Source organism: Bacillus sp. JJ1566 (assembly GCF_036962685.1).
GTDB lineage: Bacteria > Bacillota > Bacilli > Bacillales > Bacillaceae_L > Ferdinandcohnia.
Genome location: NZ_JBALOP010000055.1, coordinates 96,449 through 120,157 on the forward strand (window position 1 = coordinate 96,449; position 23,709 = coordinate 120,157).

Here is a 23,709-nt window from a genome sequence, read left to right on the forward strand (position 1 = left end):
AACAAAAGGTCCTCTGCGTTCGCAGAAGACCTTTTGTTAGTCCTTCTAAAATATCATTTATATAGATTTCCCTTGGTTACCTGGCTTATCAGGTTTCCCCGGTTTATTCGGTTTACCTGGTTTACCTGGTTTATCTGGTTTATCTGGTTTGTCTGGTTTGTCTGGTTTACCTGGTTTACCTGGTTTATCTGGCTTACCTGGTTTGTCTGGTTTACCTGGTTTGTCTGGTTTTCCTGCTTCATTCGACCAGGCGATAGTATAAGTTAAGGTTGATTTACCATCTGTGCCTGTAACTTTTATTTCTGTTTTATCGCTTAATTGTACAATTTCAATAGTGGCACCAGCTTGAGTAGCATCTGCTATGATATCCTCAGTTTGAAGACCAGATAGCGTGTAGTTTAAAGCTCCAGGCTGAAAACCTTCAAGCTCCTCCCCATCAATCGTAATTGATTTTAAGGTTGCATCTGTTTCAGGTACAGCAATTTTATGAAGTTCACTGCCTAATGCATAATAGATGCTTCCATCAACTCCTACGGTCATACTGTTCATGAAATCCTCAACAAGTACTTTATAATCTAGCGTTTCAGGGTCAATCACAATTAGACTGCGGGATAAAGTTGTATATAGCATACCATCCGGACCCCATGCAAGTTGGTAAGGAAACCATTTACTACTATTATATAAGCTTGGGCGAATCACTTTGCTATCTACTACTTCATAGGTTTCTGGATCCATTTTAAAAATAGTTCCTTCGACGGCACCCCATAGGTATCCATCAGGCCCAATTGATAAATCACCAATCATACGAGGAGTAGCATCAATTCCTGGAATCTCAGGAGTAAATTCTGTGATTTTCTCACCTTTTTCTACATCCCAAACAAAAATTTTAGCTTCTTCTGCTATCGGGTTAATTCCTAATCCACCCCATACGGATGTACCACCAAATAATTTACCATCATGATATGCTAAACTAATTATACTTTGGTCTTGAACAACATTTCGTTGTTGGTACCATTCACCTGTATCCCCATCATAGATTGCTAAAACCCCACCTAACACACCATAATCCGGAACAGTTCCAACAAATAATTTGTTATCACCTGATGTAATCGCAAAAGGACGGTCCTGCTCATCTTGGATATCATATTCAAGCTGCGGATTCGTATTTAAGTCCACTGGATGACTTGGGTCAAAACTGTACATGATGGCTCCCACATATGTTCCAAAATACACTGTGTCATTTAAGAATCCGATCCCTTCAGGTTGGGCAAAGGATGAAATATTAACTTCAATTTCATCCGTGAACGGATTATAGACACTCATTCCACGCTGATAGCCGCCCATGTATAGCTTTCCATCTGGACCAGTTTCAAGTGATTGGATGGCAACAGCAGTTGCTGCAAGGTCTAAAGCGACGAAATTCAGTTCATTCGTTTCAGGATTGTATAACATATACTCTCCATATTGTGTAACCATCGCTAATACTGTTTCGCTAGTAGATAACGTAATCCAAGCCATGTCCTTTACGCGCGGAGTATCTGGAAGAATTGGAATGCCTTCAATTAACGTTTCTACGTTTGTATTAAGGTCATACTTGTATAATTGTGTTCCATTTTTATAATAAATCATGTTTGGTTGAGTAGGGTCTGGTTCGGAAACCATATTACTAAATTGGAATGAACCTTCAACTACCAGCGTATCCGGATCAACCACAATCATATTAATAGTCGAAACAGCAACTAGTAGTTTACCATTTACAACCCAAAAATCTTGGATCATTCCATTCTCTCCAGAATGTCCTTCTATGATAAGCTCCTCTTTTTCACCAGTATGTCTATTAATCTTATACAAATGCTTCGTTGTTCCAATTCCAACGTAAATATAATCCCCATCCACTGCTAGGCCACGTGCATAATCCTGGTCTGTAACACTACCAAAATCTTTGAATTTTCCTGTATTGATATCATATTCAAATACACCCGAACCTGGGTATGTTGCACCATAAATTTTACCATCCTCTGTCGCTTCTATATCCCACACCCAAGCGGAAGAAGGGTTCGCACCAAGGTCTTGAACTTCCTTTAATTCCGGTACATACCGGTATAATTTGCCGTCTGAAGTGCCAGCGAAGTAAACATTTTTATCAGGACCAATTGTAATGGCCCACACAGCTTCTGTATTTTCAATCACTTTGGAAAATTTAAGCTCGCCTGTTTCAGCATCTAATACTGAAAAGGTTCCAGGTGCACCATTTGAATGATAATATACCTCATTTTCACCTAAACTATTTTCCTGAATCGCTCCTGCTTGTCCTAATTGAACATGAACCATCTCCCCTAGATTAATAGGATCTGCATATTCACGATCAAATTGAGAATCATCCGTTACTTTTTCAAATGTAACATCGTCAAAATAGACCTCTGTAAAGCTAATGCTACCAGAATAAAATGAAAGTCTTGCATATGCAGCATTCTCTGGAGCTACACTAAATACTTTTAAATCAGTCCATTGATTTTTTGGCAGATTGCCATTTAGTTCCCTATGTTGGGTAATGCTATTATTGTTTGCATCAAAATAACGGATTTCAGATACAACGTTATGTGTCTGACTTACAACATTTGAATAGACCGTTAATAAATAAGATGCCCCCGCTTCAACTGCTATCTTGTCACTCAGAATGCTCACTCCTGCTTTGTCAGAAGTATCAAGTAAATGTACGCTTTGTGCTCCCGAATGAGCTCTATCTGTACTTACTTGAATACCTGGTCCATCAAATTCTGATGCCCACCCCGGAATGTTTCCACCCACAACTGCTTCTTCAAAGCCAGGATTCACCACTTCAGCATGAATATCGTCAACTGGAGGCTCTCCAGTAGAGATTCCTTCTAGCGCCACATCATCAAAATAAGCTTCTGTAATCGAAGGATGCCCAGAGTTGAAGCGAAGTTCAACCTGCGTCGCGCCTTCTGGAACTTCGAAAGGAACTTGAATTTCAGTCCACTTATCTGTTCCTAGAACTGCCGTACCAAAGTTAATAAAAGTTGCGTTGCCTACCTTCTGTCCTTCATCGTTAAAAAAATGAACTTCATAGCCTATATTATGAGATTGCCTAACAACATTCACATATGCTTTTGCAATATAAGACTCTCCTGTCGTAACGGAAATTTTTTCACTGGTTACTTGCAAATTCCCACCCGGATTATTGCTATTTTCATCTTTAAAATATAAACTTTTATTTCCAGTACGGGCTTTCTCCCCACTAAATGCGATACTCGTAGACGGATTATTCGTTACACGACTCCATCCAGGATATACAACTTCTTCTTCAAAGGATGCGTTTGATGGTAACGTTTCTGTAGAATCAGAATCTTTCACAATTTTTACATCATCAAAGTAAGCTTCTGTATTAGAAGGATGTCCTGAATTAAAACGAAGTTCAACCTGCGTGGCACCCTCAGGAACTGTGAAAGGCACCTTGATTTCGGTCCACTGGTTCGTTCCTAGAACAGCTGATTGAAAATTAAGGAAGGTTGCATTTCCTACCTTTTGATTTTCAGCATTAAAATAATGGACCTCATAACCGATACTATGTGATTGGCTGACAACATTTACAAATGCCTTGGCAGTATATGCCTCACCTGAAGTAACAGCTACCTTCTCACTTTTCACTTGTAAATTTCCACCTGGATTATTCGTGTTTGAATCTTTAAAATACAAGCTTTTTGTACCAGTATTTGCTCGATCATCACTAACAGCGATACTCGTTAAAGGATTATTCGTAACAAGACTCCATCCAGGAATCACAACTTCTTCAAATCCTCCATTAAATACTTCACCAGGTAGCGTTCCAGCGGATACCTTTAGCTTACTAGTAGAAGTAAAAGGAGCAATTAATCCAAATAATAGGGTAAAGCAAAATGTGAGCATTACCGTTTTTTTCAACTTTCTACTAAACAAATAACATACCTCCCTTAAATATGTATAAGCGAAACGTTGTTAACCCTCCTTTCGCAAACAACAGGAAGCGTTTACATAAGTTTTTTGTAAGACTTACTCTTATCTCTCAAAAACTTACTTTCTCCCAAACCTTCCTTTATAATGATTCTACTTAACTATATTCCTCATACATATAGGCCGTTTTAACCATACTCTGTCACAAAAGGGACTTTAAGTCTCCATTGGATGGAAATGGTGGTTCAATAAATTCAATTAGTAAAACAAGTTCAAAAATCGTATAGATTTGATTGTTGTATGTTGTCTCTACTCTACAAAAAAAGTCCTCTGCGTTGGACAGAAGACTTTTAATTGCATATTGTATAAAGTTTGCTATTTCCTTAACGTGACGGTTTGGGTGGTTGGCACACATCACATTTTCGTTGGTTATTGTTTTTAAATTTCGTAAATGTTTTTTCAAAATTACTACCGCATGCACATTTAAATAATAACTTTTGGGAAAAACCATGATATTCCGTCGTAAGTAAGCTACTATCTGAATTTTTCTCAACAAATTCTTTAATTTTATCAATAGTCCATCGTTTATTCATTCTCCGACACCTCAATACTAAATCGTTAAATTGTCATTGTATTATTTTTATTTTAGGCAAAAGATTTAACTTTAGTCCTTGTTAAACCAAAGTTCGTCTTTGTTATCAACATCACCATTATAATTGATCAAAATTTCGTCCCCTGCTTTTATATCTGTGTAAGCATAGAAGTCGAATGTGTGATTGTCAAAATTTATTTCATATATGGCATTGGGTTCATAAGAATGATTAAATAACATTCCATAGCCGAGAAGGATCGCAGTATGGTTAATCCCATACTCGAAAGCATAGTCAGCTAGTAAGGTTTTCTCAATGTGTTGATGTTGGTTATTCGGATAAGAAATCACAGGCGCTTCATGGATAAGCTGCCCTTTTTTGATATCTGATGTAGCAAATACTCCTCTATTGAATTCGCCATCACTTAATGTAGATGTTTTTATCTCAATCATGTTGTTTTACCTACCAAACTTTTAAGATTTTCTTTCTAACTGTAACACTAATCCACTAAAATAAAAACCTTAAAACAAAAAAGGATAGTAAACACCCTTTTTAGGAGACCATCCTCTTTGCCTCGAACAGTAACTTTATTCAATAATAATGGTTTGTTCTTTAGTCATTCCATTTGCTTCAACCTTTAGATTAATTTCTCCAGGTTTTTGGGCTTTTAGCTCTCCTGTTTCATAATTGAACAGCGCAGCATATTTACCAGACGTTTCTGCGCGATTAAGCTCTGCTCCACTGCCTATAAATACGGTTTCACTTCCATCCCATTGAACAGTTGCAGGGTAGCGAAGTGGGAAGCTTAGATTGTCTTTTTGATGTCCGGTTGCATTGATTTTTACTGATTCTCCTACTTTTACCCTTGCTGGTGACTGGAGGGTGATGTCCAACAATAATGGATTTACCTCTGCATGGATCCAGTCTGTACCAGAAACAGCACTTTGCCCGTCTGATTGTTCAGATCCTTTAGCCTGAGTAGGTACGGGTGTTGGATCTATACCAAACATGGTCCATTCGTAAAAGCCACCCGCATCACTTGAGCCATAAGGTGCTTTTCCTGAAGGACCGACAACCATATACGGAACGCCTTCAACACGTTCAACACTTACAGTATGAGCATGTCCGCCAACAAAGAGAGCTCCCTTTCCTCCAGACGATTGACGGAATTCTGTTAAAAATTGTTCTAGAAGATTAGATTCTTTTCGGTCACTAAGTTGACTATTTTTCGTTGGTAGCGGGTCCCGAGTCGGATGATGTGCCATTACAACTACGTTTTTCACATTTGGATCTACTGCAGCTTCAGTTAATGCTTTTTTAAGATCAAGCAGCTGTTGGAAATCGCTTGTCCGGAAACTACCACTAGATGAATCCAGTAAAATAAATCTTGTCCCTTTGTGATCAAACGTATAACGATTATTTTCATAGACTTCTAGGAAGTTATCCAATGTACCTGGCCCCATAATTTCATGGTTTCCAGGAATATAATAGATGGGTAGTTTATCCCCAACTTCCTCCTGCAAAATTTGCTCCGCGAGATCAAAATCTTCCTTCCACGCTGTATCAACCAGGTCCCCGTTAATAACTAAGAAGTCTGGGTTTGCAGCTACAATTTGCCTTAGTGATTCTCTTGCCATTTGTACTTGAGAACTATTTGGTGACTTAGCAACAAACTGACTATCTGCAAGTACCGCAAACGTCCAACGACCTTTCTCAATTTCTCCATTTTGAATAATGAGTGGATCTATGTTTTTCGTTTGTTCAGGAACATCGATTGAGGGTGGCACTTTAACAATCACATCATCAAATACTAGTTGACCAGTGTATTGATCGTTTTTGTTTGTTTCAACAGGATAGATTCTCCAAAGCTTCACTGGATATCGTACTCCTTCAGGCACCGTTGCTTCGACATACTTCCATCCAGTCCAATTCACTTGGTCAGCAAGTGTTAATGTATATCTTGTATTTCCTGCATCTTCTATGACTGTACGAAGCCAAGCCCCGTTTCCATCACCTTTTACCCATAGGCCAATTTTCTGAACGTCACCGGGTAGCTCAATCGTTGGTGATGCTTGTAAATAAGCAGCACGAGTAGCCGTTGTTGTTGAAAAATCATATGCAAGCTCTATCCCTTTTCCGTCCCTACCCTCTACATGGCTCATGCTTGCACCAACATCATTTGGGTATTTTGTAAATGACCAACCACTTATATCTTCAAAATCATCGACATTCTTTGTAGCAAGTCCAATTGTAACTGGAAGATATGCTACCTCATCTTGTACGGTGATGGAGATTAACGCAGATGCTCCATTCTTTTTAGGAACTACGGTAAAGCTCCCATCGACATTTTCCATTATTGAAATAATCGTATCATCATAGTCTAAGCTCACATCCCTAGCTTCAATTGGTGCACTGTACCCATCTTTGTCATAGCCGTTAACAGAAAAACTTGCTTGTTTTCCTATTTCAAGACTAAGACGTGCATCCGATGCTTCAATTCTATCTAATTCACCAAGAACAGCAATCTCCATCGAGCCTTTTGCTGACTTCACTTGAGCTTGTGCAATTGCATTTCCAGACTTTTTAGCTCGAAATACTCCATCTTCCTCAAATCCGCCAACATCCGCTGGTAGTGCCTTCCATGAGATATCACCAACTGAAACTGGAGAATAATTTTCATCGTGACCTAGACCAATAAATGTTCGAGTTAAACCTGGAAATACACGTTTACTCTTGTCAGAATCAAATGCCGTTTCAACTGCAAAGCTCTTCAATTCTCCACTTCCAGCCTTTGCAAAAATACCAATTCCATTTGGTACGGAGCGTTCAGTTCCATCTGAAGGCTGATTCACAACTTTTACCTTTTCCGTACCAGGTGTACGAGCAACCATTGTAGTTGAGCCTCCACCATCAAGGTTTAATGCATAATGCACACCATATTCCTTCATCAATTCAGCTAATTCTTTAAACGTCATGCCGCGACTATCTGTTTGACGTCCATCAACAGCAGCTAAAATCATTGTTTTTCGATCCTCTGAAAATCCTACAGCTGTCCGGGGAGCCGATGTTGCATCGTCTAGGTTTGACATGATTTCTCCATTTTCTACAAGTTTAATATTACCTCCAACAGCAAACGAAACATCGATTTCAGACTTAGGAGCATATTCCACACTAACTTCATCGCCAACAGATAAAGTCCTTAATATTTCTGCGCCCTTTTCTCGTCCAACTAATACAAAAGTATTTTCAGGAATTTCGCCACTACCTGCTCCGGCTGATACAGCAGTAACCTTTCCATTCACTACCATTGCCTCATACACAGGACTTCCAGCTTGCGATCTTTCAGCACTTCCCCATACAGATGTGTATAATCCAATACCATCCTTGGATATTCCGTATTGATTAAGGGCATCAAGTGTTATTTCTTTATTGGAAAACTTTACTTTTCCATCTAACAGAATAGTAGAAATATGACCAAGCCCATTTTTGTCTACACTTGCAGTCAGTGTGTGGCTACCTTGTGGGCCTTTAACAATTTCACCTTCACTCACAACAGCACCAAGTGGAGCTTTTGTATTATTAATATCAAAGAAATCACCATTTACGCCTGCGATTGCACCTGCTTCCTTCGCCATGTCAGATAATGGCTTGGCTGACGAAACTCTACCAGGAAATAGTAGGTCTGTTGAAATATTGTCATTTCCAAGTTGGATGGTCATGACTTCTCCGTTTAACCATCCTCGCGCATCAAATCTTTCAAAACTAGTAAGTTCAATACCAGGACCAATTGGTGTATTCGTTTCATTTGAAACGAGTGTTTTTCCCGCTGGGCCAACAAAAATGACGGGTTCTGTTCTGTCAGAAGAGGTTGAACGAGCTTGAGCTACATCTGATGGTTCATTTTCTGCGTGTACAGTAGGCGCTAATGGTACCGTAATTGCAGAGGCAAGTATAACATTTCTCCACCACTTTACATTCATTTGTGAATCTCCTTTCATATAAAATAAAATTTTATAATATACAAAATATTCTTGAAGTGTATTTTCATTATATCAAGAATCTCTTATTAGAATAACTACAGATTATTTAGCTGTTGTTGATGTACTATTAAGTTTTTACAGGAAAAAAGTAGGGAATTTGTTTACAATAATCGTAGAGAAAAAGAGAAATTCGTCGAAAGATAGGTCAATGGTTTTGGAAGAAATAGAGCTGGATTTTTTTAATGCTAAACTCACCTTTAAAAAACAGTAAAAAAGGCCCGAATCTATTTTTTAAAGATTCAAGCCTTTTATAAGGGACAGAACATGCCCTTCGAACCACTGCAACTATAATAAAAAATAAGCTACTAGGGTTCCTATGATCCCCATCCCGATTGCAAATGGCATATTTTGCAATGTAATTCGATATGGGCTTTGTTGCGTACCCATAGCAGTTAATGTTACAAGCAACCCGTATGTTCCTACAGTGAAGGTGGCAACTGAGCCTGTAATTAAAACGAGGGCAATACTCACTGGATTCATCACGTCTAATAATGGTGTTATGATTCCAGTTAAAATACCCACAGTAGCGATTGGGTGAATACCGAACATACTAAAGAAAACAAAGATAACCTGAATTAAGAACAAGATTAGCAACGGATAATCAGAAATATAGAATAGTGGTTTTTGAAGAACTTCCAAAAACGATGTATCCCCTAGACTAGTAGAAAATAAGGATAGTGAGATAAACAATACAATGAAATTCTGCATTGTGTTCGTCTTTGTTTTCCAATTATTCCAGCCAATTGTCCAAAAACTTCTCCTTCTTTTCATGAGTAATGACCAAATGAAAGCAAACGGGAAAATAATGATTGTTACAGTTAAAATAAAGCTTAAGTGAAACAGGTTTCCAATCGAAATAACTAGTATTAGGAAAAAGACTAGTGCAATGATGAACTGGCTCATTTTTTTCACTAATACTTTTTTATTCATTTTTGGTTGCTTATTGATATTTGCGCGTTCAAATTTGTACTTTTTATAATATAAACGTCCAAAAACAGAGTCTAATATGTAGGCAATAATCGCCATCAATAGAAGCCATGGCAAGAGTGTGACATAATCGACCCCTGTAGCAAATATAGAGACTGCGACCATGATCTCCAGTGGGCTCCATAACAGAGCTAACGAGTAACCCCTTAAGGATGCTGTTGTAATAAATGAATTTCGAATCTCTTTACTAAAAGAAGCCAAGCTACTCTTAAGTACATCTTGTGAAATTGTGGCAGCTGATAAATTTAAAAAAGCCGCTAGTATATGTGTAGTTAGTGAACTCCGTGGATAAAGTTTCCCAAGATCCGAGACGTTCACTTTCATCATAAAATTTAAATTCCGGTCGAATCTTCCACCTCTCACAATGCTATTCATCCAAGGTAACATCGCGAGCAGGGTCAATAACGATAGATTTGAAGTTAATAAACTAGGAATGACATGGAACGACTGGCCAGTAGTGAAGAATAAATATCCCCCTACCACTAGAAATGATCCACCGAGAATTTTAAAAAGTCCTGATGCCAAAGGAAATGACACAATCAGCATGAAAATTGCAAGTACTCCCAGTATGTAATTTATAGTCTCACTATCTATAAAAACATTAATTGTGTGGAGTAAAAATACGAATGAATAAAAAATATAAAGATAGCGGAACAATGGGAATTTCATTTTTTCCTCCTTCAATGATGTAAAGGTCAAACAAACAAAGTATAGCATAGGAGGAAAAAACTACAAGAATAATCCGAAATTGTATATGGGAAAAATAAAAAAGAGACTGTACGGACAGCCTCTGTGAATTAATTATTTAGCTTATATTCTCTATTAATCTACTTAATTAAGTCCCTCACCCAGTCGACAAAAATGTAAGCGTTATCAAAATATAGTTCTATATATCTTCAACAACATCTTCCACCCCATCATTACCACCCATCGTAACTTTCGTTTTTAATCGATGTAATCGAAACATCGATAGGAATCCTAGAATCGGTCCGGGTAAAAGAATTAAAAAAGTATATCTCCAGCCAATAATTGATTCAACAAATGGAACAAGGAAAATCACAATTATGGTCAAAACGTAGCCAATAGCCAACTGAATCGTTAATGTTGATCCGACGTACCGCTGGTCTGAATGCTCTGTTATTAAAGCAGAGAACAGGGCTGAATCTGCAATAATACTTACTCCCCATATCACTCCGAATATGGCAACAATCCATGGTGAACTTCCGAAAAAGAATCCGATGAGAAGTGCTATCGTTCCAGAAATGCATAGAGACCATAAAGTTACTTTTTCCCGGCCAATTCGATCGGCGAACACACCGCCAAACCATGCTCCAAAAAATCCGGAGGCTATCACAACAAATGTTACGATTGAAGCGGATGATGAAAAATCGGTCATCCCACTATTTTTAAAACTCTCTGCTAAAAACAATCCAAACCATGACCACATTGCGTAAAGCTCCCACATATGACCAAAGTACCCGTAGTTTGCAAGCCTTACTTTTTGATTTTTAAAAGCACGTGGAATTGCTTTTGGATCAAAGTCTCCAATAGGTAACGGATATGGTCCAACCTTCACAAAAAGCATTAAAATTCCGGATAAAATCGAACACAAGCCCGTAATTGTTAATACCAGCTCCCAAGAAGAAATCCCAATACCTTTAAACAAATGGGGGCCGGCTGAACCAATCGTAAGCGCGCCAACTACCACTCCCATCGCCATACCACGCCGTTTTTGAAACCATGTGGAAACAAGTTTTAACCCCGGGCCGTATACACCAGCCAAGGCAATTCCTGTGATGAAACGGAATAATAGTGCAACGACCAAACTTTTTGCAAGAATAGCTATTAATATTGTTGAAACTCCCGCAACCATAGCTGCGCAAAAGCATAAAATATGAGGCTGGATCCGATCTGGTAGATTCATAAATGCCGAAACCAAAGAACCCACGATAAACCCGAAATTGACCATGATGGTAATATAGCTAACCTCACTGTTACTCAAGTCCCACAAATCCATTAAAGTTGGTAAAACCGCTGTCATGGAAAACCAGGTTGTCATCGTGCCAAGCATGGCAATTGATAACAAAAGCAATTTATTGGTGTGCTTTTTTCCGTATTCGTCCAAGCGGTTCTTACCCATCCAAAATAGCAGTACACATAACCGCCATTCCCTTTAGGCAAAATTCATCATCTTGTTTTCGTACCTTTGTTTTGGTGACACAAATTCTAGGCTGGCAATGAATTGCAGGTTCATTTTTCACCTCTTTTAAAATCATCATGTACCTCCTCGCAAAATTTCCTATTCAGAGTAGGTCTCCTATTGATTGATTTCTCGAACATTTATTCAATTGAATAGTTGTATTATTACATTATTTGGGAAGGTAGGGATTCATGCATCTAAATTTAAAAAGTAAAGACCATATCCGACAAGACCTGCAACCAATTAATTACAGTCCCTTTTCAAGAAAGGTCACTATTACACCTTCCATATTGTTTCCCTATATTTCATAAAATTGATTATCCGGTATGTTAATCGTCTGGCTTTTGGAAATGGGGTAAAATGAAATCAAATATTTTTCTTCATTAATACTAGCGGAAATCTGTTTTACTTCTTTTCGGTATTAACAAAATCCTTTTCTTTCATAATCACACTATGAGGCAAACTAAAAAAGAAGCCTAATTTCCCTATCACGATGATAGAAAATTAGGCTTCGATCCTAAATGATTAGTTAACCGTAAATTTCACTTATCCTAGCTGTAAAATCCCTCAGCTTACACCCTACATCATCTGCTTCACTTTCATAAAATCTTTCTCTTTCTTTAAAATTTGTCTAATCAATTGATCCACTTCTTCCAACTCTGTGCTTGAGTCTTTCCACCAGTTTCTGCTCCAGATGCGGTGGATGGTCCAGCCTTTGTTTTCGAGGAATTTTTGTCGATAGACATCTCTTTCCTTGGCAGACGGAGAACTATGGTACATGGCACCATCACATTCGATTCCAAGTATATACCTGGATTCATTTTCTGGATGTACTACGGCCAAGTCAATTCGATAATTGGACATACCCACTTGGGTGTCTACTTTATACCCCATATCCGTTAACAGTTCGTACACTTGTGTTTCAAAAGGTGAGTCAAAATGAAGCGCCTTTTCCTGTCTGGAAGTGTTCATCTCTTCGTTTAGCTCAGATAGTACCGCTCCGATTCTCTCTTTTTGGAGATTTGAAACAGCTTGGGCATATTCTAAATAGCTTTTGAAAAACTTCGGTCCCACGTTTTTTGTTTTCGATACGTCCAATTCATTTGGTTCAATACTAGAGACAACATAGATGGCTTCTTTTGAACGAGTAACGGCCACATTCAAACGATTTTCTCCACCCTGTTGCCCAAGCGGACCAAATCGATTGTATACCCTGCCATTTTCAGCTTTCGCATAGCCAACCGAAAAGATGATAATATCCCGCTCGTCCCCTTGCACATTTTCAATATTTTTCACAAAAATTTGTTGATCCAATTCTTTTCCCATGACCTGATGATACATGGTATTGAATTCTTCATCTTCCTCTGCCAGCATATCAATGTAATCGAGTATTTTATCCTGTTGTTTCGCGTTAAATGTAATGATCCCAATCGACCTTGTTGCATCCTTTTGTAGAAGTTCCTTTAATAAATGGACGACTGCCTTCGCCTCAACTTCATTACATTGATTAATCCATCTGCCATCAACTTTACGCCATTGAATAGCAGCTGGCTTCTTTAGATGTTCCACGTTTGGCGCGATTTGGATATTACCATTATAGTAGGCGTGATTTGAAAAATTAATCAATTCCTCGGACTTTGAACGATAATGCCATTGCAGTATTTTACTAGGAAAAACCCGTTTTGCTAAGCTTAGTAGACTTTCTGATACAACGAGGTTATCCTCATCAACATCGTCTTCATCGATTTGGATGCTTCCCTTAAACAAATTACTTGGAGGCAATTGTTTTTCATCCCCGGCAATAACAACTTTAGAAGCTCTGTAGACAGATGGAATCCCATTTTCAACCGTTAACTGGGAGGCTTCATCAAAAATGACAAGATCAAATATATTCTTTCCTAATGGAAATATTGCCGATGCCGTTTCGGGTGAGACAAGCCAAACCGGCAATACATCTAATAAACCATCAAGGGCATATTTATTAACAAGCTTACGAACTGGCCAAATTTGTCTTTTCTTCCCCGTTTGGTAAATGATGTCCTTAATCGCTTTTGAATGTTGCACTTTAACATCGCCAAGTGCTTTTATTAAACGATTTTGCAGTACTTTAGCTGAAAGTTCCTTCTTTTCTTCTAAAAGCTCTTTGAACTTTGCTCGCAATCTCTGAAAGCTTTCGGTTCCTATCTTCGTGAGCTCAGGATGTTTTCGTTCGATTTCATCAATCCAGTAAATATAGGTGGATTGCTTTGTATTCTCAACCCACTGTTTGGCCAACTCCGAGTGGGTCTGATTTTTACTTTTATCCGTTAATTCATCAATGAGTGATTTGATAAATGGCATATTATTATCATAGATTCTATCCATATTTCGGAGGTCATCAAAATCCTGAATCACATATTCCTGCTGTTTTTGAAATTCAGATAGCGGAATATCCCCTTTTGAGATTTGATCCTTATACCTTTGTAATTTCTCTTCCTTAAAATAAGAAGATAATTGTTTCATCTCGTTCGTCATGTCATTTGACACATGTGAAAGCTCATAGAGAATTCGTAAGCTCTCCCTTAGCTTTGGCCACTCAGTCGAAGACAAGCCTTTAAATTTATCGCCTTCGATTAATTCTTCAACAATCGTTTTTCCTGTAAATGAGGTCCACCACCACAGTCTAAGTTTCTGGAGCGTTCTTTTCTCCTGAGGATTTAGGTCATCATAGATTTTCTCGAGCTTTCCACCAACCTCCCAGCTATACGCTGGTGTAATCTCATCTTGTTCAAAATGCTCGAGAAATGTAATACTTTTTTCAGCCTTTTCTATGACCTTCATAAGAATCTCAACAATCGTTAAGCGGTCTTTTATTTCTAGCATTGCAAAGGATTTGCGGTCTTTTAATGGATAATTATCCTGTCCAAATCGACTGAAATAATTCCCATATGAAAAAATAGTTGTTAACACATCATCTAAATTACTTTTGTTTAAATCATTAATAATAGCTGTCAAATTTAGAATAACTTCCTGTTGTTTGACCGGTTTTCCGAGACCATACAGGTCGTAAGCTCGATATCCATGAGGCTGTGTTTCATACAATCCCTTGGCTATCGCGTTCAGTTCATCTTCACATTTTTCAATTTTCTGTGATAACTGTTCGTATTCTAATTCCAAATCCTGTGCATACTCATCTTTTACAAGACGATTATGAAGCTTGCGATATAATCCTGTCCGGTCCGTTTTTTCATCATGTAATAGACTTACACTTGCAGAAAGTCCAAGGCTATCAAGTCTTTGATAAACAACATCTAATGCTGCCCGCTTTTGGCAGACTAATAAAATCTTCTTTTTATCTGCAATCGCATTGGCAATAATGTTCACAATAACCTGTGATTTACCGGTTCCTGGTGGCCCATGAACAACCATGCCTTCTGTATGTTCGATGGAATTGATGATTTCTTCTTGTGAAGCGTCTGTGTCAAGCACGAAGAACTTTTCTTTTTCTCTTTTAGGAGGTACTTCAGTAATGCTTTCACCAGCTTCAAGATTATCGGCCGCTGAGGTTGTAACCTCCTCACCAACATTCATTAATTCCCCGGCCAAGCCGAAATCGGATATACCCTCTTCCATTTGCTGTAGAAAGTCTTCATAATCTTTTAAAATTGCAGAGTTCCCCTGAGGAAAATGCCCCAGAATTGCGTAATTATCTAATTGAAACTCTCCTTTTTTAAAATGGGGTATGAGGTCAGTCGTTAGATTTTTAAAAGGCTCCAGTTCCGGGGAATTCGACCAATTGATATTGAGATTGTATTTTTTCAACCATGTTAACCAACCTAAAAAATCCATTTCCGTCGATTGTCCAACAGCTTCATCATACATCTCATCGGGCACATAAAGATTACTCATTTTTTGCATCGCTAAGAAGAGTGGACGATTTAACATCGGCTCTGAATCTTCCATTGGTTGAAGTACCCATTTAGTACCGAGTTCCTTAATTCTATCTAATTTGACATGGTGTAGAAACAGAGGGGCTCGTATGTACGTTCCATCTAACATGGCACCACTTATGAACGGATAGCCAATATATAAATCATACAATCCGGTCTCGTCTTCAATCGATTTTAAATTACGATAAAGGGTTGTTAATTTTCCTGACAAATTCAGAGATTCTTCGTTTCTCACGTTCTGCTTCACTAGTTCCGTTTTACTATTGTTTTTGATAATCGCATCCAAGATATCCTGAGGATTTTTATTGATTTTCGTTACTTCACACAAGTCAAAATTCCATTTGTTGTATACCTTCAGCATTCGAATAGATCGGTTACGTCGACTAATGTCATTTAACCGATCCTTTAAAACCGTTAATTTTTCTTTCAATTTAGATCACCTTATTTTTCAGTTCGTTCATATCCATATTTTCAGTATATACTTCTTTGTGCATGAATATATCAAAAGATGGGATATTGTGGGTGGTATGTTACCATAAAACATAGAAAAAAGAGCACTTCTTCATCTTAAAGAAAAGCACCCTTACTATACTGAGATCATGATTTTTTAGATTTGTTTTTGATTATACTACGATCGCTAATAATTACGATTAATAATTCAACTGTGATTGGCAAGAATGAAATTCGACACTTGAAGGTGAAATTTTTAATAAAAGAATATCTATTTCGGCAATATAGCCTATTAAGTATAGGAATACCATCGCTCCAATTGAAACTATTAATGAAATCTTATGCAAGGAGGTCAAACTACTCATTATTACACTAATTTTAATCAATAAAAGTCTAATCCCAGAAGCATATTGAAATTCAGTACGACTCGATATTCCCAAAACATAAATCAATCCAAAGCAACCTGTTATAACTCCAATATATAATAAATATTTTTCTATTTTTTTAAAAAAGTTTATTTTTTTTCTCCCTAAAACTTATAATAAACTATTCAACAAAAGGCGGAATTTATCCTTGTTATTTTTCCTCTTGATTCTTTTTCCACAACTATCTAGTTCCTGATGATTCAACAAAAATGAATGTCCTAGTTCAACAGGTTATGTTAAAATGAACTGTAATAAATTGGGGGGATAAATGTGGATTACCTATCTGTTATATCTTTTCTAGGGGCAGCAATAGTTCTCACTCTAATGTCAGGACCAGATAACTTGTTCACTCTAGCACAGAGTATAGCAAAGGGCAAAAATGCCGGTTTCTTTACTACACTTGGTCTTTGTACAGGATTATTAGTACATATTACAACTGCGACTATTGGTATTTCAGCCGTGATTTACAATTCCGCTTTTGCATTCACAGTCGTAAAATATGCAGGAGCAGCATACTTGTTATGGTTAGCATATAAGTCTTTCAGAGAGAAGGCTTCGCATTTTAACATTAGCAGCGAAAACAATTTAGACTACATTTCTTTATACAAAAAAGGTGTCATTATGAACCTATTAAACCCAAAAGTTTCTTTATTTTTCCTAGCATTCTTTCCACAGTTTATTAACTACGGGAGTGGACATGTTTCCTTTCAAATGTTTGTTTTAGGTATCATATTTTTAGTCCAAACCTTAGTCATTTTTTCTTTAATAAGCATCTTTGCTGGAAAAGTAGGTTATTTCCTACGTAAAAATCCGACATTATCTAAAAAAATAAACTATATTCAAGGATCCTTGTTCACTCTTATCGGCCTAAAAATTGCCTTTAGTCAATAATGAGAAGCAAAACATGCACCTTTCATTATGTAAAAATAAACCCTGTCCTAAAATTGGACAGGGTTTACATATTAGGAACATTTCACCGAACTTAAGCATAAGAGTACGGTTTAATTACAAAAGTTATTGATACTTAGTTATTATGAGCAATCTGAATTAGATTGCCACACGTATCATCGAAGACAGCAATTGTGACTGGACCTGCATTTGTCGGCTCCATCGTAAATTTTACTCCAAGATTCTTTAATCGTTCATACTCTTTGTGTACATCTGAAACTCCAAACATGGTTGCCGGAATGCCATCAGCAAATATCTTCTTTTGATACTCTTTGGCAGCTGAATGGACATTGGGTTCAAGTAAAAGCTCAGTACCTTCTGGAACCTCTGGAGAAACAAGGGTTATCCATCTATGTTCTCCCATGGGAACGTCATGCTTAATTTCAAAGCCTAGGATTTCAGAATAAAACTCCAATGCCTTGTCTTGATCTTCTACAAATAAGCTGGTCACAATGATTTTCATACTGTTTTTTCCTCCACGATAAATTATGTAAAACAACTTACCATATCATAACACTTTTATCGGTGATTTTAGAAATCGAGCATTCCTAATTAAATTTCATAAAACCTTGCCCATAATCAAATATGGAGAATCATTATGACTTGGAAGAAAGAAATCCTTCACTACCACCCATCCCAATTGTTGATACAGATTACGTGCCGATACATTATTTACTTGAGTTGTTAGTACAGAGGTTTTATTTGTTACTTCTTTAAGTAATTCATGAACAAGCAATTTTCCAAAACCTTGGTTTCTATATTTTGGATGAACAGCTAATTCAACAAACTCAAAACAATCGTCAAGCCATTTTTTATACTCTATTGGATTAAGCTGTTTTGCAAGTAACTCGTGATAAAATTGTCCTGATTGTGATGTATATCCATAAGAAAATCCTAGAATTTCCTCTTCATCTGACTTCATTATATATCCAGAAAACCCGTCATAATTAGAGTGCTTTTTAAATCGTTCCAAAATTGATTGATTCCATACTTCCCTGTAAAGACAATCAATAGATTCTAGTATGTTTTCATCTTTGTCTATTTTTACAACTCTTACCACCTTATTCCCCCCATTTGTTTTTTTCAAACGATTACCTATCATTTGCAGTCCTTCGACGTACAATAAGAATAGAAATAGAATAAGAAATTATTAAAATCACTCCTATTAGGAAAGCGACAAAGAAGCCAAGCATACCTTGTATACCGACCCAACCAATCGTAAATGAAAGAAAAACTAAAACATAACAAAAACCAGCTAGAATGATAGCAACGGGAACGTTATAAGGAAACAAACGTTTCCAGCCTAGTGCTAAAAAAATGGAAAGAATCAGTATAGCAAACGAGATAATAATATGCAGTGACCCCCACCGGAATCCCGCTCTAGATTGTGCATCTTCACCAATGGCAGGTGTATTGTTTAGATCATATAGTGTAATCCATGCAGTAATAACCGCAGTCAATATTACAAGTATGAAAATAGTCCAGTTTATAGCTTTCAGGTAATCTTTATTTTGCATTTAATCCCCCCTAAATTAACTTATTTTGCTTACCAGAAAAAAGTATAGTAGTTTCTTTTGAAACATTACTCCATTTCACAAAAGTACCGATACTTCCCAAATTATCCAAATCGCTAAAAGTAACAGATTCGTTTACTTATAACTTCAACAAAAAGGGGACTTCTCCTTTTTTAGGATAACGATTAAATTAGAAACTAATTTAAAAGCTAGCTTCCGCTTGAGAATGTCATCTTTTGCAAGATATGATTATGACATTGAGGTCAGGCCTTTAAAGCACCCCAAACGACAAAAAGATGAGGTATTTTCCCCTCATCTTTTACGTCTCTATATCATGTCAATATCCGGTGATCAATAAGTAGCTTCTCTTGTTTCGTAATCGACCCGATGTTCACCCTTTTAATAATGGGCCTTACTCGAATGACATCTTGAAGCCTTGAAACCAGCTGGTCGCTAAGCTCATTCTCAGATTCTATGATGATCTCTAATTGATCTTGATTCTCTATCTTTGATACAATCGCTTGAAATCTATTTATTCCTTCACTTTCTAAAACAGCAGCAAGTTGCTTTTCTCTAACGAACATTCCTTTTACTTTGACACCGTCACTTACTCGACCAAGCACACCCGCAATTCGCTTACCTTCGTATCCTTCAATCCACCTAGATAGGTCACCAGTTCCAAAGCGGATAAGGGGATAACTTTTATCAAATAACGTAATAACTACTTCTCCTTCGCCATTTTCGACCTCTTCTCCTGTTAAAGGATCACATATTTGAACAAATGCAGAATTTGTTACCTTTAAACCAGGCCCTTGCTTGTCCTCGAAAGCAACACATCCGCAATCTGCCGTGCCGTAGCCTTCAAAAACCTGTATTCCTTGTTCCTCGCATCTTTTACGCAATTCCTTTGTCGTCATTTCTGCTGTAAAAAATACTTTCTGAATAGCTATTTCCTTCCCAACTGTCCATCCTTTTTCATCTGCTGCATCTAGTAAAATCGCAAAAAAGCTAGGAGTTCCTACATAGCCTGTTACTCGTAAATCTCTAATCACTTGTAATTGCAGTTCCCTATTTCCAGTTCCCGCCGGAATCACTGTTGCACCAAGCTTCCGGAGGGCAGCATCAAACATAAATCCAGCTGGAGATAAATGATAGGAAAACGTATTTTGTACGATATCATTTTCTTTAAATCCCGCGGCTAGAAGCGCTTCAGAAAATCTCCAAAAATCCTCTTCTGTTGATTGAGGATCATAAATAGGACCTGGCGACATAAATATTCGTACCATGTCAGTGGCTGGGACTGTCGTAAGGCCCGCAAATGGTGTCAAATTACTTTGTAAATCCGGTAATCTCTCCTTTTTCAAAACAGGTATTTTAACAAGGTCATCTTCTGTTAGAATTTCTTGTGGTGAGAGTCCTGCGATATCCATTAACCGCCTAAAGCCTTCTGCGTGTTCATATGCATATGACACAGTTTCTTGAATCGATGCCACCTATAGCCACCTCTTTCTTCTTTTGTAGGATTTAATATCTTTATAGGTTTTCGTTCCTTCACTACTTATCCCTAAGTAAAATTCACGTACATCTTGATTCGAAAGGAGCTTTTCTACATCACCCTCCATCACAATCCGGCCGTTCTCCATGATATAGCCGTAATGGGCAATTGATAACGCAATCTTGGCATTTTGTTCTACAATTAAAATTGTCGTTCCTTCTTCTTCGTTAATTCTTTTGATAATACTAAAGATCTCTTTTACTAAAAGTGGAGCAAGTCCAAGTGAAGGCTCATCTAATAGCAACACACTTGGCTTTGCCATGATTCCTCTCCCAATTGCCAGCATTTGTTGTTCTCCGCCAGACAGATATCCCGCTTGATTGTTTTTAAGCATTTCAAGCTTAGGAAAATAGCGATACACCTTTTGAATATCTTCTTTTATATTTTTTCGATCCTTACGTGTATGTGCTCCAGCGATTAAATTATCTTCTACTGTAAGGTGCTCAAATACACGACGACCTTCCATACATTGAAAGATCCCTTTTTTAACAATTACGTCTGCGCCATTACTATGAATCCGCTCGTCATTTAATTCAATAAAACCATCTGTTACTTCTCCATTTTCACTTTTAAGAAGACCTGAAATGGCTTTTAATGTTGTTGTTTTTCCCGCACCATTACTGCCAAGCAAAGCAACAATTTTTCCTTTTGGTACAACCATTGATAGACCCTTTAATACTAAAATGACGCGATCATACACAACCTCAACATTGTTTAATGTCAGCATCTAATCCTCCTTTCATCGAAAAGCGCTGCGATATATTTTTTCAAAAAGGAAGGTGTAAACCACCTCCCTTTTCACTCAATAACCAATATAATCAGTAAATACTTCCCATTTTCCATTTTTCACTTCGGCTAACCGAATTTGATTTGTTCCAGCATGATTATCAGCTGAAAACGAAATTGGTGCTGCTAAACCACCGAATTCAAGGTTCGAGATTTTTTCTAAGCCTTTGCGGATTCCTTCACCAGTTGTTGGATCATCCGCTAATCTCACTCCTTCTACCATAATAGAGGCAGCAACCCAGCCTTGAATGAATTTTTGGTTTTTATCCTCTAACTTTTCACCTTTACTTTCTAAAAATTCCTTGATAACATCCATACCTGGTAGGTCTTCATAAGGGAATGCATGTGTAACAACTCCGATAAATCCTTCTGCGGCATCTCCAGCTAATGGAATTAATCCTTCACCCGTCGACCAGTTTAACCCAATAAACTGTGTATCAATATTCAATTTTTGTGCATCCTTTAAAATTGTTGCTGTAGCTCCCCATGTTTCTTGAATAATTGCATAATCTGGATTTTTCTTCTCCATATTTAACAATTGAGAGGTGGCATCGAGTGCAGTAACATCTACGATTTGCTCATCTACCACTTCTATACCAATCTCTGCTGCAAAGTCTTTTGCATCCTGAATTGGGGACTTACCGAATGCTGTGTCATTATAAAGTAGGGCAACTGTAGGTGTGCCACCACTATGATTATCCTTAATCCACTTTAATGCCGTGCGAGCTTGATCAGAATATGACGCAGCTACTAGGAAATTATACGGACTTTCATCCATGTTTTTAAGGTTTTCAGAATAAGACGCTGAAATGAACGGTAATTTATCTGTTGCTACCTGTTGACGAAGGGCCTCCGTATCCCCAGTACCCCAACCTAAAATAGCGGACACTTTATCCGATGATTTTAATTTTTGGTAAAGCTTCTGTGCCTCTGGAATTTTATACGCGTAATCATCTCCAATTAATTCTAGTTTGTATCCATTTACTGGTTCTTGTGTGCTTAAATACTCAAAATAGGCTTCCTCCCCTTTTGCATATGGTGTTCCAACATCACCAGTTCCACCGGTTAAATCAAATAACCCCCCAATTTTAATTGTTTTATTTTCATCACCTGAAGATTTATCTCCTCCTGAGCAGCCAGCAAGTACACCAATGACTAATAACAAGCCAAAAACAATTGAACCAATTTTCTTCATACTTCTCCCCCTTAGTTCTAAACATTTTTATAAAAAGTGATAAACACTTATTGCCTTATAACCATTTCTTCAAACTAATAGGAAAATGGCCAAAGTTTAAAATAGTTTTTAATATTCTTCCATATTTTCGCAAGTCCTTCTGGCTCATAAATGAGAAATAGGATGATGACCAATCCAAATACTAACTCTTTTAGACCCACTAACACATCAGCTAAATCAGGAAAAATTCCGCTTACCATATCAATACCCGATCGAAGAAAGACTGGTAATAATGTAATAAAGACTGCTCCATATATCGATCCAAACACGCTTCCTAATCCACCGACAAGAACCATCGCTAAATATTCAATCGAAACCGTAATGCTATACAATTCCGGACTCACAATCATCGTGTAATGCCCTAGTAATGCCCCAGCAACTCCTACGAAAAAAGAACTGATTGAGAATGCGAGTACCTTATATTTAAATAAATCAATCCCCATAACTTCCGCAGCTATATCTCGATCTCTTACTGCAATAAATGCTCTCCCTACTCGTGACCGAAAGAGATTTAATGTAAAGATTGTCGTGATTAGCAGCACGACTAGCATTAAGTAGTAGTAGCTTCTTTCACTTGCAAAAATAAAGCCACCAATTGATGGTCTTGAAAGTAAAAGTCCAGCTGTTCCACCTGTTACAGCATCCCATCGAGAAATAACAAACAAAATAATAACTTGTGCTGCCAATGTCGCGATCGCTAAATATAGTCCTTTTAAGCGAAGGGATGGGATTCCAAACAAGGCACCCACAATGGCTGTAATTAATCCTGCCATTGGCATGGCTAGCCAAAAGCTTAAGCCAAGCTTTGCTGTTAAAATAGCAGATGTATATCCACCTACTCCTAAAAAGGCACCCACACCAATTGAAATTTGTCCTGTAAATCCGGTTAAAATATTTAATCCAATCGCCCCAATAGCTGCTATTCCGCATAATGTGGCAAGCCCAATAATATATTCCGAAGAGAGGAAAGGGAATACCGCAAAGAACGCGATGATTGCGAAAATACGAATTCTCACTCGAGTGATTTTCCAAATTCTCATATCTTCTTTATAGGAAACATGGAATTCTCCGCAATCCATCACAAAAGGATTTCGCATATT

16 protein-coding genes and 1 pseudogene are annotated in these 23,709 nt (G+C 37.6%); 1 reads left to right on the forward strand and 16 read right to left on the reverse strand.

The genetic code is table 11. The annotated features are described in order from the left end of the window. Window positions 1-57: 57 nt before the first annotated feature. The 9 genes and pseudogenes from V7112_RS19890 to V7112_RS19930 all read right to left on the reverse strand — a co-directional run bounded on the left by V7112_RS19890 (window position 58) and on the right by V7112_RS19930 (window position 16,127). A complete protein-coding gene (locus V7112_RS19890) occupies window positions 58-3,957 on the reverse strand; it encodes a carbohydrate binding domain-containing protein (protein WP_335423115.1) in 3,900 nt (1,299 codons plus the stop codon). Between the two features lie 377 nt (window positions 3,958-4,334). Next, on the reverse strand, window positions 4,335-4,544 hold the full coding sequence (locus V7112_RS19895) for a hypothetical protein (RefSeq protein ID WP_335423117.1): 210 nt from the start codon (window positions 4,542-4,544) through the stop codon (window positions 4,335-4,337). A gap of 71 nt (window positions 4,545-4,615) precedes the next feature. Further along, window positions 4,616-4,993: an SET domain-containing protein gene (locus V7112_RS19900; RefSeq protein WP_335423119.1), complete on the reverse strand. Its 378-nt coding sequence runs from the start codon at window positions 4,991-4,993 to the stop codon at window positions 4,616-4,618. Between the two features lie 135 nt (window positions 4,994-5,128). After that, window positions 5,129-8,521 carry a phosphodiester glycosidase family protein gene (locus V7112_RS19905; RefSeq protein ID WP_335423121.1) on the reverse strand — a complete coding sequence of 1,131 codons (3,393 nt, stop codon included), beginning with the start codon at window positions 8,519-8,521 and terminating at the stop codon, window positions 5,129-5,131. A 345-nt stretch (window positions 8,522-8,866) separates the two neighbouring features. After that, on the reverse strand, window positions 8,867-10,237 hold the full coding sequence (locus V7112_RS19910; RefSeq protein WP_335423123.1) for a hypothetical protein: 1,371 nt from the start codon (window positions 10,235-10,237) through the stop codon (window positions 8,867-8,869). A 217-nt stretch (window positions 10,238-10,454) separates the two neighbouring features. After that, a complete protein-coding gene (locus tag V7112_RS19915) occupies window positions 10,455-11,693 on the reverse strand; it encodes an MFS transporter (RefSeq protein WP_335423125.1) in 1,239 nt (412 codons plus the stop codon). Window positions 11,694-11,700: 7 nt separating this feature from the next. Beyond that, entirely contained in the window at window positions 11,701-11,844 is a 144-nt protein-coding gene (locus V7112_RS19920) for a hypothetical protein (protein WP_335423127.1), read from the reverse strand. A gap of 222 nt (window positions 11,845-12,066) precedes the next feature. Further along, window positions 12,067-12,239 (reverse strand): annotated as a pseudogene (locus V7112_RS19925) (D-Ala-D-Ala carboxypeptidase VanY); the annotation flags it as partial. 108 nt (window positions 12,240-12,347) lie between these two features. Next, window positions 12,348-16,127 (reverse strand): AAA domain-containing protein, encoded by a 3,780-nt coding sequence (locus V7112_RS19930; protein ID WP_335423129.1) that lies wholly within the window; start codon window positions 16,125-16,127, stop codon window positions 12,348-12,350. Between the two features lie 715 nt (window positions 16,128-16,842). Here V7112_RS19930 and V7112_RS19935 point away from each other — a divergent pair. Continuing rightward, window positions 16,843-17,463, forward strand: a complete 621-nt coding sequence (locus tag V7112_RS19935) for a LysE family translocator (protein WP_335423131.1) — start codon at window positions 16,843-16,845, stop codon at window positions 17,461-17,463. A 133-nt stretch (window positions 17,464-17,596) separates the two neighbouring features. On the opposite strand, the gene V7112_RS19940 is transcribed toward V7112_RS19935, so the two are convergent. From V7112_RS19940 to V7112_RS19970, 7 genes are all read right to left on the reverse strand, one after another. Next, on the reverse strand, window positions 17,597-17,983 hold the full coding sequence (locus V7112_RS19940; RefSeq protein ID WP_335423133.1) for a VOC family protein: 387 nt from the start codon (window positions 17,981-17,983) through the stop codon (window positions 17,597-17,599). Between the two features lie 96 nt (window positions 17,984-18,079). Further along, a complete protein-coding gene (locus tag V7112_RS19945; RefSeq protein ID WP_335423135.1) occupies window positions 18,080-18,580 on the reverse strand; it encodes a GNAT family N-acetyltransferase in 501 nt (166 codons plus the stop codon). Between the two features lie 31 nt (window positions 18,581-18,611). After that, window positions 18,612-19,037 carry an RND transporter gene (locus V7112_RS19950; protein ID WP_335423136.1) on the reverse strand — a complete coding sequence of 142 codons (426 nt, stop codon included), beginning with the start codon at window positions 19,035-19,037 and terminating at the stop codon, window positions 18,612-18,614. A 329-nt stretch (window positions 19,038-19,366) separates the two neighbouring features. Continuing rightward, window positions 19,367-20,527: a phenylacetate--CoA ligase family protein gene (locus tag V7112_RS19955; protein WP_335423138.1), complete on the reverse strand. Its 1,161-nt coding sequence runs from the start codon at window positions 20,525-20,527 to the stop codon at window positions 19,367-19,369. Beyond that, window positions 20,528-21,316, reverse strand: coding sequence for an ABC transporter ATP-binding protein (locus V7112_RS19960; protein ID WP_335423141.1), 789 nt, complete (start codon window positions 21,314-21,316; stop codon window positions 20,528-20,530). Between the two features lie 75 nt (window positions 21,317-21,391). Then, the gene (locus V7112_RS19965; protein WP_335423142.1) at window positions 21,392-22,570 is read right to left on the reverse strand and encodes an ABC transporter substrate-binding protein; all 1,179 of its coding nucleotides are present in this window, start codon (window positions 22,568-22,570) and stop codon (window positions 21,392-21,394) included. A 74-nt stretch (window positions 22,571-22,644) separates the two neighbouring features. Continuing rightward, window positions 22,645-23,706 carry a branched-chain amino acid ABC transporter permease gene (locus V7112_RS19970; protein ID WP_335423144.1) on the reverse strand — a complete coding sequence of 354 codons (1,062 nt, stop codon included), beginning with the start codon at window positions 23,704-23,706 and terminating at the stop codon, window positions 22,645-22,647. Window positions 23,707-23,709 lie beyond the last annotated feature (3 nt).